This is a genomic window from Flexivirga sp. G2 (assembly GCF_055397625.1).
Window position 1 is genome coordinate 4363752 of the sequence record NZ_AP039675.1, and the last position, 12312, is coordinate 4376063.

Sequence of the window (12312 nt, forward strand, 5' to 3'; positions counted from 1 at the left end):
CGTGGCTCCTTCGAGTGGTGCGGTCGCTTGTCCTGGATCGGCGCTCCGGGCACCGGCTCCGTTTCGACCGTAGACCCGTCGGGCGTCAGGAGGTCTTCACCTCCGTCCGATTGACCCGCCATACGCCGATCGCAAGCGGCACCAGCACCCAGATCGATAGGGCGACGAGCAGTTGCAACCACCCGGTGCCGGTCATCTTGTCGTTGTAGAAGTTCCCGGTGGCCTCGCTCAGGTCGACCCATGCTTCGGCCGACTTCAACCCGCCCACCGTCGAGAACACGGCACTCCACACGTTCGGAAGGACGTAATAGACGACGATCGCCGCGGGAGTGGCGAGGAGCGCCATACCGAATGCCATGCCTTCGATCAGACAGATGAGCATCACCAGGGTGATACCGCCGAACCCGGGGAGTCCGAACGACCAGCTGCCGTCGCCGCCCCGGAACGTCGCGCCAAGAATGTTCCCGACAGCGCAGGCCGCGAACATCACTGCAGTTGCTGCGATCCCGAGACAGAGCGTCGCGACGAACTTTGCCGTGAGCACCCGGCCGCGGCGCGGCACCAGCGTGAACGTGACCAGACCGGTCCGCTGGCTCCACTCGCTGGTCATCGCCAGGATCCCCAGCGCCGGCAACAGCATCTTCTCCGGCGTAGACGAGAAGTCGACCAGCTTGTTGAACGTGAGGTCCTTCGGCGAGAGCGCGACGACCAGGACCGCGATCACGATCGGGGTGAGCGCGGCGAGGGCGATCAGCAGCCAGCGGCTCGCCCGGGTGTCGTACATCTTGCGCAACTCTGTACGGACCAGCCGTTCGAACGGTATGGCGCTGTCGCGATCGGCGAGGGCCGGCGTGATGGTGGAAACGGTGCTCATGACGTGACGTCCTCCCGTGCATCCCCCGCGGTCAGGGTCAGGAAGAGGTCTTCCAGGTCCCCACCGGCGGCATCGATCAGTTGTTTCGTGCGACCCGCGGTGACGACCCGACCGCGACCGATGATCACCAGATCGTCTGCGACTGCTTCGATCTCGCGCAGCAGATGCGAGGACAGCAGCACCGCGCCACCGCTGTCGGCGAAGTCGCGCAGCAACCCACGCATCCACCGGATGCCCGCCGGATCGAGTCCGTTGGCCGGTTCGTCGAGCACCAGCACGTCGGGGTCGCCGAGCAGGGCGGCACCGATACCGAGCCGCTGGCGCATGCCGAGCGAATAGGTGCCGGCGCGCCGATCCGCCTCCGACGCGGTGAGCCCGACGCGATCGAGCATCTCGGGTACGCAGTCCAGCGGCAGACCCATCACCATGGCGCTCAGGCGCAGCACTTCGCGGCCCGTTCGGCCGGCATGCTGGGCCGACGCGTCGAGGAGCACCCCGACACGACGACCCGGGTTGGGCAGGTCGGCATACGACCCGCCGAGCACGTGCGCGGTGCCCGACGTCGGCGGTGTCAGACCGACCAGCATGCGCAGCGTGGTGGACTTTCCGGCGCCGTTCGGCCCGAGGAAGCCGGTGACCGACCCGTGCCGGACGGTGAAGGACACCTCGTCGACCGCCCGGTGCGTCCCGTAGTCCTTGACGAGTGCCGAGACGTTGATCGCGGGCGCACTCATCGCGGCACCCTTCCCCGTTCACGCCACCCGAGTGGTGCCTTGCCGTGCAGTCCGCTCATGCCCGACTCCCATGTATCGCGCTCCAACGGCGTTGGAGACTCATGGGATTCAGCCTTCGCGACACCGCGTCTCACGTCGTCCGCTCCAGTACGTATCTTCCGGATACGCGCACTGGCGCAGGCGCAACGTCGGACGCCGTGCGGCGGGACTGCTACGCGGTGACGAGTCCGGACTGGTAGGCGAACACGACGAGTTGCGCACGGTCGCGGGCGTGCAGCTTCATCTTGGCCCGGCCCACGTGAGTGCGGGCAGTCGCCGGACTGACGACCAGTTCGTCGGCGATCTCGTCGTTCGTGAGCCCGTGCGCGACGAGTGCGACGACCTCACGCTCCCGTTGCGTGAGCTCCTGCAGCTCGGGCGGCACCAGAGTCGGACGTTCGAGTCGCGCGACGAACTCCGCGATGAGCCGCCGGGTGACACTCGGCGACAGGAGCGCTTCCCCGGAAGCGAGCTCGCGAACCGCGCGGACGAGATCAGCGGGTTGGGTGTGCTTGACCAGGAATCCGCTCGCCCCGGCACGCAACGCCTCGAAGACGTACTCGTCCAGCTCGAACGTCGTCAGGATCAACACCTTCACCTGCTCGAGCTGGGGCCACGCCACGATCTGCCGCGTCGCCTCGAGGCCGTCCATGCCCGGCATCCGGATATCCATCAGCACCACGTCCGGCACCTGCGCCGCCACCAGCTCGACGGCACGCACGCCATCGTCCGCCTCGCCGACGACGCACACGTCCTCCTCTGCGTCGAGCATCATCGCGAATCCTGCTCGTACCAAAGGCTGGTCGTCGACCAACAGCACCCGGATCATGTGGTCCGCCGCCAACTCGCATGCACCGCGAAACCACCGGGTTCGGTGGGCCCGGCGGTGAACCGGCCGCCGGTCGACGTGACACGTTCGCGCATTCCACGGATCCCGACACCGGAACCGTTCGCACCGTCGAGGCGGGCCGGCCCGGCGTCCAGGACGTGCACCTCGATCGCCGCTCCGGGCTGCGCGCAGATCCGGACCTCGGCCCGCCGGGCGATCGAATGACGCAACACATTGGTCAACGATTCCTGCACCACCCGGTAGGTCGCCGTGCTGATCGATGGCGCCAACCGCTGTGGCGGCGCATCGACGCTCAGGGTGACCGCGAGTCCGGACGCCGCGGTCCCGTCGACGAGCCGCGCCACGTCCCACAGCCCCGGGGTCGGCACCCGGTCTGCACGCTGGCCCTCGTCGCGCAGCACGTTGAGCATGACGGTGAGCTCGGCCAGCACCTCGCCGCTCACCCGTTGTATGACGGCCAACGCCTCCGCGGCCACCTCCGGCCGATGAGCCACCACGTGCGCGGCCGCGCCCGCCTGCACGTTGATCGTCGTCATCGCGTGCGCCACGCCGTCGTGCAGATCCCGGGCGATCCGTAGCCGGTCCTCCGCGAGCCGACGAGCCACCTCTTCCTCGCGACTCCGCTCGGCGGCGGCCGCACGCTCCCGTCGCTCGGCGAGATAGCGCGCACGACTGCGCACGCCGTCGCCGAGGAAGATCGCCGCGACGCCCCACCCGATGTAGAGGGCGGACTCGAGCAGGCCGCCGCTCGCGAAGGCGGCCGCGGTCAGCGAGAGCGCGGACATCATTGCGGTGACACCGACGATCGCCGTTCGCCGGTCCGTGCGCCAGGCCAGGACGACCAGCACCACCCACCCGGTGATCCAGATGGGACTGTTCGGGTAACCCCGCGCGATGAAACCGCAGAGCGCCAAGGTCACCGCAACGGTCGCAGCGCGCGGCCGGCGCCGACACACCCCCATCGAGATCCCGGCGACGGCCAGCAGCACCACCGCCATCCAGTCGATGCGACGGGTGTGCGAACCGACCGGGATGTGGCCGGACAGGGCGATCATCACGGCCGTGACGGTGGTCGCCACGACTGCGTCGATCGCCCATCCGCGAGCGCGGGATCCGGCGGGGAGCGTCATACCTCCATGGTCGGGTCGCCGCCTCGTCGTGTCGTCAGCGTCGTGACGACATTGCGCCCTACGCTCTACGACGTATGTCGAGGCTGCTGTCGCAGAGCCGGTGAGTATGCCGTCAGTCGGTGGGGCCGCTGCTGACGCGGTGCGGCCGCACGACGCGGATCATCCGGTCCGCGGCTACCTCTTCGTCGTGCGGCGCCGCTGCGAGCAGCCCGAGGTAGAGCAGGTCCACGACATACAGCTGGGCGATCCGGGACGCAGTGCCACCGGAACGTGCCCGCGGCTCGTGCGCAACAGGTCGCAGGGTGTGCGTTGCCGTTCTGCTCAATGCGGAGCTCGCGGCGGCGGTGATCGCCACGACCGTGACGCCTGCCTCGGTGCCGGCCTGCGCGACTTCGAGGCATTCTTGAGTGTCCCCGGAGTGGCTGACGATGATCACCACGGTGCCGGCTGCGGCACGCGCGGTGATCTGCAGCGCACGGTGGACGTCGGTTGTCGTGGTGACCGCCACACCGACCAGTCCCAGCTTGAAGTCGAGGTCCGCGAGCACGGCTCCGGCAGCGCCGACGCCGAATCCGATGACCAGACGGGCTCCGCTGATCGCCTCGATCACCCGGGCGGCCACCGCGATGTCCAGTTGCGCGAAGGTGAGGTCGATCGCGTCCACATGCGCGTTGCGGACGGCTCGTGCGATCGTTCCGAGGTCGCTGCTGCGCTGCACGTCGGCGAGCGAGACTGCTGCAGGCTGCGGCCCGCGTGCGAGTGCGACCGCGATGAGCGAGCGCAGCTCGGGGAATCCGGCGACGTCGATGCTCCGGCAGAAACGCGAGACGGCGGCATCGGACGTGTCGGCCCGACGGGCGAGTTCGGCGGTCGACATGTGCACCACCTCTTCCGCATCCCGAGCGATGGTGTCCGCAATTCGCTGCAGTGTCGGGGACAATTCCTCGCGGCGGGCAGCCACCAGCCGCAGCACATCGCCGTTCGGGGTCACCGACGGGTGTTGCACGCGGACCTCCGGATCGAGATGGAGTGGCACTTCACGATGGAACGGATAGACTGAAATTCTATTACACACACGCGAAAGGCACCCTGACGATGCATCTCGAGGTCGTGGCCGACGACGCGGCTCTGGGCCGTGTCGCCGCCGATCGGATCCTGCAGGCTCGCGCGAACGACGCGCTGCACGTCCTGGGTGTCGCGACCGGCGGCACACCGGCCAGCACCTATCGCGAACTCGCCCGTCGCGCGGACGGGCAACTGGCCGACGTGCGCCTGGCCGCGCTCGATGAGTATGTCGGGCTGCCCGCCGAACACCCCGGCAGTTACACGTCTTTCGTCCGGGAGAACATCGCCGAGCCGCTCGGCATACCGCTCGAGCACGTCGCTGTCCCGCGCGCGGCGGCCGATGACCTCGCAGCCGCAGCCGCCCTGTTCGAGCAGCAGGTGCGCGAGGCGGGCGGCGTCGATCTGCAGATCCTCGGCATCGGCTCGAACGGCCACATCGGCTTCAACGAGCCCGGCTCCCCGGCCGATTCGCGCACCCGCGCGGTGACCTTGGCCGAACGCACTCGTCAGGACAACGCGCGCTTCTTCGACTCGATCGACGAGGTGCCGCACGAGGCTCTCACGCAGGGCATCGGCACGATCCTCGAGGCGCGCAGCATCGTGCTGCTGGCCTCCGGTTCGCGCAAGGCCCATGCCCTGGCCTGCGCGATGGAGCAGCCGCCTTCGCTCGATTGCCCCGCGTCGTGGCTGCAGCGTCACCCCGACGTACTCGTCATCGCCGACGAGGCTGCGGCATCCGCCCTCTCGGACCGCTCACTCGCCAAGCAAGGCGCCTGAGCCGAATTCCGTTCGTGCCGTTACTTCTTCGGACAGGTTGACCTGGCCTTCTCGCCCGCCATACGGGCGTTGAGCCAGGGCAGTCCGTCATCCATCGCGTTGATGACCTCGGCGACGTGCCCCTTGCCGTTGTGGTAAACCCGCCGGTCGACGGTCCAGCCGATCGTGCACATCCGGTCGAACATCACCTTGCTGAGGAAGACGGGCACGACCTCGTCGTCCGCGCTGTGCAGGATCAGCAGCGGGGACTTCGGCGCCTTCTCGCCGTACTGCGCGGGATTGCTCCTGCCGAGCAGCGTCTGCCACGTCGTGTTCTTGGTGAAGCCAGGTTTGACCAGGGTCGACAACGGCTTGCCCCGCGCTGCCGTCCGGAACGCGTTGCAGCTCGCCTCGAACCGCTTCATCACCTGTATGCCGGTCGGCGTCAGCACGTCGGACGGGTGCAGCTGCGGGTATGCCGCGGCATACCCGGCGACGATCATGAAGAGCAGGCTCGGCTCCATCGTGGTCGTGGCGAGCGTGTTGGCGACGAGGTTCATCTCACTGACCGGGCCACCCGCGACGGTGCCGACCAGATGCAGGTCCGGCGTCCAGCTCGCCGCAAGGTCATTTGCCCAGGCGGCCGCATGACCACCCTGCGAATACCCCCAGATCACAAAGGTTTTCCGCACTGGAGTGTGCGGCAGCTGGCGCGCGGCGCGCGCCGCGTCCAGTACGCCTCGGGCTTCGCTCGGGCCGACCAGATAGGGGTGGACGCCGGGCGTGCCGAGGCCCTCGTAGTCGGTCATCGCCATGACATACCCGGACTTGAGGTAGCCCGCCTGCGGCATCCGGTCGAAATTGACGCTCCCGATCTGCACCGTGTAGGGCAGCTTCTGGCCGGCCGGCCGCGGCAGATCGGTGCGTGACGGTGCGCAGTCGTCGGCGATCCCGGTGGTGCCATGCGCGACGGAGAGCAGCTTCCAGCCACCGGCGGGCGCCGCGCCGTTCGGGACGATGACCATCCCCGTGACCGCGATCCGCTTGCCGGTGAGGGCGGTGCTGGCGTACATCACCTTCCACACCGTCGCGCCGGACACCTTCATCGGCGAACGTTCGTAACGCAGCAGCGTGCCGTGCGGCACCTTGGGCAACGGATCGGGTGGGGTGTAGAACGCGGTCTGCGAACCGTGGAACTGCTGCGGACGGTATGCCGCGGGCGAGGCTGGGGTCGGCTTACCCGCAGACGTTGACGCTGTCCGATGCGCCGCCGACGTCGCAGTGGACTGCAGCGCAGTGGAGCCGCCTCGCGGCGCCGTCGAGTCGGCGCCGGAGCAGCCGGCCACCAGCAGCATCGACACCATCGCCAGGAGCCGGCTCGTCACGGAATGCATGCCCTGACCATTCATTCTGAACTATGCGTTTGTCAACTACCGAGAGGTCCCCTGAGGAGTTCGCGAGGCACGAGCGTTGAGCGTGCCCTGAGGAGCCGGTGAGCTTCGCCCTGAGGAGCCCGTGAGGGACGAGCGGGCGTCCCGAAGGGGAACGAGCCGGCGTCTCGAAGGGTCTCGAAGGGTCGCCCTGACGCGTACCCGGACACAGCGCCACGAGCGCGTCGATCGGACGGTCGGGCATGATGGGCAGGCAGACGGGCGGCGAGACGGCAAGGAGGCACACGTGACGAGCACCGGTGCGGAACGGGCGGCACGGGCCTTGGAGACCTCCGGCATCCCCCACCGGATCGTGCGGCACGGACCGGTCGGCTCGCTGGCCGAGGCGGCCGCCCTACGCGGCATCGAGCCGGCACAGATCGCCAAGACGATCGTCGTACGCCGCGGCGACGACGACTACCTGTTCGTCCTGGTCCCCGGCGACCGCCGGATCTCCTGGCCGAAACTGCGGGATCTGCTTGGTGTCACACGGCTTTCGATGCCCGATGCGGCGACGGCATTCGAGGTCACGGGCTACGAGCGCGGGACCATCACGCCGTTCGGGGCGCTGCGCGCCTGGCCGGTCGTCGCCGACGAGCGCGTCACCGGAACCATCTCGATCGGCGCCGGCGGGCACGGCGTGTCCGCCACGCTCGCCGCCGACGACGTCATCACGGCGCTCGAAGCGAGCGTCGCCGATGTGACGGATCCGCTGGATTAGCAACAGTTTCGCTCGGCCCGGCAGCGGGCTGTCGGTGCTCAACGGTTGACTGGTCGCTCGCCCCCGAGAGGAATGAGCCGCCATGACCGTTCGCCATCCCGCCGACCTCGAGACCGTCCGTGCGTCGTACGACGCGGTCGCCGACAACTACGCGCGCATGGTGACGACCGACGGGCTGGGCGACATACGTCAGGAGCCGTGGCTGTGCGCCGCGATGGACGTCTTCGCCGGCGCGGTCACCACGCTCGGCCCGGTGCTGGACGTCGGCTGCGGGCCGGGCACCGTCACGGCATACCTGCAGGAACGCGGAGTCGACGTCTCGGGGATCGACCTGTCACCGCGCATGATCGACAACGCCCGCCGATTGCATCCGGAGTGCCGTTTCTCCGTCGGATCCTGGACCGAGCTCGACCTGCCGGCTGCGTCATACGGCGGGATCCTCGCGTGGTGGTCGATGTTCAACCTGCCCAGAGATCTTGTGCCGGGCGTCCTGTCGCACTGCGCGCAGGCGCTGAAGCCCGGCGGCCAGCTGGTCCTCGCCACTCACGTCGGCGACGAGGACGTCCAACGCACCGAGGCGTATGGCGACGTGCCCGTCCGATGGACCACGCATCGCTGGCAACCCGAGCAACTCGTCGAGCTGCTGACCGCCGCCGGCCTGATTCCGACTGCGGAGCTGCGACTCACCCCGGCAGTCGGCTCCGGGCGGGCCGTGGTGATCGTCGGGCAGCACAGCTGAGTGGCTTCGGAGTCCTACTCGCGAGATCGGCGCTCGCCGAACTGCGCGGCCAGATTGACCCACGTGTTCGTGATCTGCATGCCGAGCCCGGTGTAGAGCCCGAGCGCCCCGGTCCGTGAGTCGGTCGACAGCTCGGATCCGGTCGCTCCCCGCTCCCGGCCGAGGGCGAACACATCCGCCAGCAGCGCCCGGGCATGACCCTGCCGTCGGGCGTCGGCGCGCACGGCGAGCCGGTCGACATACAGCGTGCCGTGGTGGGTGTCGACGACCGAGAACACCGCACCCACGACCTCCTCGCCACGCGGGATGTCCCGGCACAGGATCCGCATGTGCCAGTCCTCGAAACCCGGTCGCTCGTACGTTTGCGCGGCGAAGTCCGCGAACGTCGCCTTGTCGCGCACGGACCATTCCAGGAAGGCGTCCTCGATGACGTCGTATGCCGCGATGCGATCCTGCCTCGACATGGCGTTGCGGATCCGGTGTCCTTCCGGCAACTGCGGCGCGCCCAGACTCGTTGTCGGCGGCAGCTGCAGGACCCAGGACGTCCAGCGTTCAACGAAGCCGAGCCCGCGCAACAGCCGCTCGCCGTCCGAACCCTGCGGGACCGGCATACCGACGGCCGCGACCCCGGCGTCGCGCGCCCGGCGGACGATCCATCGGGCCAGCGCGGTGCCCAAACCCCTTGTCCGGTAAGCAGGTTGGACCGTCGCGTCGTATCGGTCACGACCGGGATACTCCGCGTATGCCGCGAGCTCACCCTCGGGCGTGAAGACACCGATCGTGCTGCGCTCGACGTCGAACGACGGCCGTTGCCAGTCGCCCACGATGTCCGCCTCCTCGACGCCGACGTCGCCGGTGTCGTGCAGCTCGGAGGCAGCCATCGCCGTTGCGACCGCGCCGGCATCGGCGAAGCGCAGCGCACGCACCTCCCAGCCCGGGAAGGCTTCGGGGTCCAGGCCGAGACCGGCGAGATCGGGCGTCGCAGGGCCGTCGTGCGTCATACGGGCATCCTGGCCCTGACCGTGGCGGTCGCGCACCGCGATTTTCGCCTGTCACCAGGGTCACCGCCGGCAAGGGAGCCCGATCCGAAAGGGCGCCGGCGACGAACGACTCGTAGGGCGAGCAGCCGTTGCTCGCCGATGCGAAGGAGTCGTCATGCTGAATCGCGTTCTTGGCCCCGCCGTGAGTTCTCGTTTCCGGCCCCTCGTCGTCGCGGCGGCGCTGGTCGCCGCGGCCGCGCACGTCCCGGTGATCGCGCCGCACCTGGACGAAGCGCCATACATGGGAGCGTTGTTCATCGTGCTGACGGCCGCCTGCCTGGTGCTCGCGGCGACCCTGACCGTGCACGACGGTGAGCGGGTCTACGCACTGTCCACACTCACCTGCGGCCTGGCGATCATCGGGTATGCCGCCACCCGCCTGGTCGCCTTCCCGATGCTCGCGGACGACGTCGGCAACTGGTTCGAGCCGCTCGGAATTGTCTCTTTCCTCAGCGAATTCGTCGTCGTCGCCGGATCCTGTATGGCGATCCGCGGTCGGCATGCCCAGCGGTTGGCGTGGTCGTAGCGCGAAAATTCCTGCCGATCCGTCCCATCCGATCCGGCAACGGCCACGAACCACGGGGGTGACCGTGCTCACAGCGGCACGGCGAAACGGTCGGAGTTCACGTGTGCGCCGACCTCTCTCCGAAGGAACAGAGGAAGTCTCATGAAGAAGCAGGCTCTACTCCTTGCCCCCGCTGCCGCGGCGGTGTGTCTCGGCCTGGCTGCGGCTCCCGCCGCACATGCCGCGGACAGTTCGACGACCTACCAGGCGACCCTGAACTCCATCAACGGTTCCGGTGCCTCTGGCACGTTCTGGCTCAAGCTCACCGGCAACCAGGCGGTCATCACCGAGAAGACCAGCGGGTTGGCGGCCACCTTCATGGGCGGCCCGTACCCGCACGTGCAGCACATCCACGGTGGCGCGATGGGCATGTGCCCGGACATGTCCGCCGACAAGAACGGTGACGGGGTCATCAGCACCACCGAAGGTGCACCGCACTACGGCGGCATCGTGACGACGTTGTCCAAGACGGGCGACACCAGTCCGGCGTCGGGCACCAACGTCAAGATCGCTCCCGGTGGCTCGAGCTACACGTATCAGCGCACCATCACACTGGATTCGAAGACCATCGCCGACCTGAAGAACGGCACCGCGGTGATCGTCGTGCACGGGCTCGACCCGTCGAAGCTGTCCAAGAAGGCCCAGGGTGAGAAGAGCGACCTGGTGCCGTCCCTGCCGCTGGCCGCGACCTCACCCGCCCTGTGCGGCAAGGTCGTCAACTCGCAGATGTCGGGTATGCCGACCGGTGGCGTCCAGACCGGTGGCGGCGGAACCGCCGGGGTGCAGAATGCCGGCCTCTTCTACGCGGCCGGTGCAATCGCCCTCGGCGCTGGTGGCGCCCTGGTCGGTCGCCGCAAGTTCGCCAAGAAGCACTGATCGCAACCTGATTCATCAGTGATGTCGTCCGAACACCGCAGCCATCATGGTGGCCACACGCGTGGGATCCTCTCCGCGGTGGCTGCGGTGCTCGTCATCGCTGCCGCGATCGTGCTCGTCGTCGCGGTGCGTGCCCAGCGGCACGCGCCGCAGCCACCCGCATCGGCGGCACACCCGGCCGCCGAGCAGAACGCAGTGCCCGAGCCGTCCGGCAAAAGCGCTGCACCGTCGAACAGTTCGCCCGGGTCGGCACCGCGGTCGACGACGCCCCACATCGTCGGCCCGGTCCTGTCGCGGTCGAAACCGGTCGCGCTCGACGTGCCGAGCATCGGCATCAAGAATGCGAAACTCGTGCGCTACGGCCAGGATCGGGCGGGCGCCATTTCCATCCCACCGTCGCGCGCGGGCACTCCGGCCGGCTGGTACACCGGCTCGCCCACTCCCGGCGAGGCCGGTCCCTCGGTCATCGTCGGCCACGTGGACTCCGACAGCGGACCGTCCATCTTCTTCAACCTCGGCAAGCTGCGTGCCGGCGACCGGGCCTCGGTCACGCTGGCCGATCACAAGGTGGCCGTCTTCGAGGTCGACAGCGTCGAACGCTTCAAGAAGGCCGACTTCCCGACCCTGCAGGTCTACGGGAACATCGACCACGCGGGGCTCCGACTGATCACCTGCGGCGGCCCGTACGACACCTCGGTGCACCACTACACGGACAACATCGTCGTCTACGCGCACCTCGTCTCGAGCCATTCGGTATGACGGAGGACATCTCATGACTGCACGTCTCACGACCGGTCTCGTCGCACTGTCGGTGACGGGTCTGTTGCTGGCCGGTTGCGGCGGATCCGGGAATGCGGAATCCGCCGGTAGCACAATGCAATCCGCGCCCCGCACGACATCTGCACCGGCATCGACTTCGGCATCCACCTCCACATCGGCGTCGTCCGCGGCCCCCACCGACCAGGGAACGAAGACGGCGACCAAGCAGGCACCCGCGGAGGAGGCTGCGAACCTCGCGAGCGCTCCGGCACCGGCCGCCATGGTCTGTTCCACAGAAGTCCGGGAGAACATCGCCAAACTGCTCGCCCTGCCCACGCCGCCCCGGGGCAAGGCCACCTGGGCGAACCACCGCTACACCTGCGGCTACGACCTCGCCGCCGGACACCTGGTGCTGACCGTGCAGGAGTCGTCCAGCGACGCTGCCGCCAAGCGGTATCTGACGACCGCTCGGGCGTCATACGCCGACACCCGGACCATCACCGGCCTGGAGTCGTTCGGCCTACCTGCCTTCGAGAACTCCACGGGCATCACCGGATTCGTCAAGGACAACTTCACCCTGGTCGTGGACGCCAGCCACCTGACCGGTCGCCTCGGACCGCACGGCCAGAGCCGCAGTGGCTTCTCCTACGCGCTCGCATCCGACGTCATCGCCTGCTGGAGCGAATGAACGACATCGGCCCGGACCCCTTCCCGCGCGAGTCCCCGAGTGCCAG

14 protein-coding genes are annotated in these 12312 nt (G+C 68.5%); 7 read left to right on the forward strand and 7 right to left on the reverse strand.

Going from position 1 to position 12312, the window contains the following annotated elements:
- Positions 1-85: 85 nt before the first annotated feature.
- The 5 genes from ACZ50J_RS21075 to ACZ50J_RS21095 all read right to left on the reverse strand — a co-directional run bounded on the left by ACZ50J_RS21075 (position 86) and on the right by ACZ50J_RS21095 (position 4663).
- Positions 86-874: an ABC transporter permease gene (locus ACZ50J_RS21075; RefSeq protein ID WP_464299114.1), complete on the reverse strand. Its 789-nt coding sequence runs from the start codon at positions 872-874 to the stop codon at positions 86-88.
- The gene (locus tag ACZ50J_RS21080; RefSeq protein ID WP_464299115.1) at positions 871-1608 is read right to left on the reverse strand and encodes an ABC transporter ATP-binding protein; all 738 of its coding nucleotides are present in this window, start codon (positions 1606-1608) and stop codon (positions 871-873) included. Before ACZ50J_RS21080 ends, ACZ50J_RS21075 begins: the two co-directional genes overlap by 4 nt.
- Positions 1609-1819: 211 nt before the next feature.
- Positions 1820-2476, reverse strand: a complete 657-nt coding sequence (locus tag ACZ50J_RS21085; protein ID WP_464299116.1) for a response regulator transcription factor — start codon at positions 2474-2476, stop codon at positions 1820-1822.
- Positions 2473-3627, reverse strand: a complete 1155-nt coding sequence (locus ACZ50J_RS21090; RefSeq protein WP_464299117.1) for a sensor histidine kinase — start codon at positions 3625-3627, stop codon at positions 2473-2475. Before ACZ50J_RS21090 ends, ACZ50J_RS21085 begins: the two co-directional genes overlap by 4 nt.
- Positions 3628-3739: 112 nt before the next feature.
- A complete protein-coding gene (locus ACZ50J_RS21095) occupies positions 3740-4663 on the reverse strand; it encodes a MurR/RpiR family transcriptional regulator (RefSeq protein WP_464299118.1) in 924 nt (307 codons plus the stop codon).
- A 59-nt stretch (positions 4664-4722) separates the two neighbouring features.
- Here ACZ50J_RS21095 and ACZ50J_RS21100 point away from each other — a divergent pair, with 59 nt between their 5' ends.
- Positions 4723-5469 (forward strand): glucosamine-6-phosphate deaminase, encoded by a 747-nt coding sequence (locus ACZ50J_RS21100; protein ID WP_464299119.1) that lies wholly within the window; start codon positions 4723-4725, stop codon positions 5467-5469.
- A gap of 20 nt (positions 5470-5489) precedes the next feature.
- On the opposite strand, the gene ACZ50J_RS21105 is transcribed toward ACZ50J_RS21100, so the two are convergent.
- Positions 5490-6842 (reverse strand): lipase family protein, encoded by a 1353-nt coding sequence (locus ACZ50J_RS21105; protein ID WP_464299120.1) that lies wholly within the window; start codon positions 6840-6842, stop codon positions 5490-5492.
- A 283-nt stretch (positions 6843-7125) separates the two neighbouring features.
- On the opposite strand from ACZ50J_RS21105, the gene ACZ50J_RS21110 reads away from it, so the two are divergent.
- Positions 7126-7599, forward strand: coding sequence for an aminoacyl-tRNA deacylase (locus ACZ50J_RS21110; protein WP_464299121.1), 474 nt, complete (start codon positions 7126-7128; stop codon positions 7597-7599).
- Between the two features lie 82 nt (positions 7600-7681).
- Positions 7682-8338, forward strand: coding sequence for a class I SAM-dependent methyltransferase (locus ACZ50J_RS21115; protein ID WP_464299122.1), 657 nt, complete (start codon positions 7682-7684; stop codon positions 8336-8338).
- Positions 8339-8352: 14 nt separating this feature from the next.
- Here the strand turns inward: ACZ50J_RS21115 and ACZ50J_RS21120 are convergent, their stop codons facing one another.
- Entirely contained in the window at positions 8353-9339 is a 987-nt protein-coding gene (locus ACZ50J_RS21120) for a GNAT family N-acetyltransferase (protein WP_464299123.1), read from the reverse strand.
- 154 nt (positions 9340-9493) lie between these two features.
- Between ACZ50J_RS21120 and ACZ50J_RS21125 the strand changes: the two genes are divergently transcribed.
- The 4 genes from ACZ50J_RS21125 to ACZ50J_RS21140 all read left to right on the forward strand — a co-directional run bounded on the left by ACZ50J_RS21125 (position 9494) and on the right by ACZ50J_RS21140 (position 12266).
- Entirely contained in the window at positions 9494-9904 is a 411-nt protein-coding gene (locus ACZ50J_RS21125; RefSeq protein ID WP_464299124.1) for a hypothetical protein, read from the forward strand.
- Between the two features lie 141 nt (positions 9905-10045).
- Positions 10046-10819: a hypothetical protein gene (locus tag ACZ50J_RS21130; protein WP_464299125.1), complete on the forward strand. Its 774-nt coding sequence runs from the start codon at positions 10046-10048 to the stop codon at positions 10817-10819.
- A gap of 78 nt (positions 10820-10897) precedes the next feature.
- The gene (locus ACZ50J_RS21135; protein WP_464299126.1) at positions 10898-11578 is read left to right on the forward strand and encodes a class F sortase; all 681 of its coding nucleotides are present in this window, start codon (positions 10898-10900) and stop codon (positions 11576-11578) included.
- A gap of 13 nt (positions 11579-11591) precedes the next feature.
- Complete coding sequence (locus tag ACZ50J_RS21140) at positions 11592-12266, forward strand: hypothetical protein (RefSeq protein ID WP_464299127.1); 675 nt, start codon at positions 11592-11594, stop codon at positions 12264-12266.
- Positions 12267-12312 lie beyond the last annotated feature (46 nt).

Excerpts from the sequence above, each read along its gene's own strand:
- ACZ50J_RS21140 (WP_464299127.1), top strand. The coding sequence starts at position 11,592 with ATGACTGCACGTCTCACGACCGGTCTCGTCGCACTGTCGGTGACGGGT.
- ACZ50J_RS21080 (WP_464299115.1), bottom strand. The coding sequence starts at position 1,608 with ATGAGTGCGCCCGCGATCAACGTCTCGGCACTCGTCAAGGACTACGGG.
- ACZ50J_RS21100 (WP_464299119.1), top strand. The coding sequence starts at position 4,723 with ATGCATCTCGAGGTCGTGGCCGACGACGCGGCTCTGGGCCGTGTCGCC.
- ACZ50J_RS21090 (WP_464299117.1), bottom strand. The coding sequence starts at position 3,627 with ATGACGCTCCCCGCCGGATCCCGCGCTCGCGGATGGGCGATCGACGCA.
- ACZ50J_RS21105 (WP_464299120.1), bottom strand. The coding sequence starts at position 6,842 with ATGCATTCCGTGACGAGCCGGCTCCTGGCGATGGTGTCGATGCTGCTG.
- ACZ50J_RS21120 (WP_464299123.1), bottom strand. The coding sequence starts at position 9,339 with ATGACGCACGACGGCCCTGCGACGCCCGATCTCGCCGGTCTCGGCCTG.
- ACZ50J_RS21115 (WP_464299122.1), top strand. The coding sequence starts at position 7,682 with ATGACCGTTCGCCATCCCGCCGACCTCGAGACCGTCCGTGCGTCGTAC.
- ACZ50J_RS21125 (WP_464299124.1), top strand. The coding sequence starts at position 9,494 with ATGCTGAATCGCGTTCTTGGCCCCGCCGTGAGTTCTCGTTTCCGGCCC.
- ACZ50J_RS21130 (WP_464299125.1), top strand. The coding sequence starts at position 10,046 with ATGAAGAAGCAGGCTCTACTCCTTGCCCCCGCTGCCGCGGCGGTGTGT.
- ACZ50J_RS21085 (WP_464299116.1), bottom strand. The coding sequence starts at position 2,476 with ATGATCCGGGTGCTGTTGGTCGACGACCAGCCTTTGGTACGAGCAGGA.
- ACZ50J_RS21075 (WP_464299114.1), bottom strand. The coding sequence starts at position 874 with ATGAGCACCGTTTCCACCATCACGCCGGCCCTCGCCGATCGCGACAGC.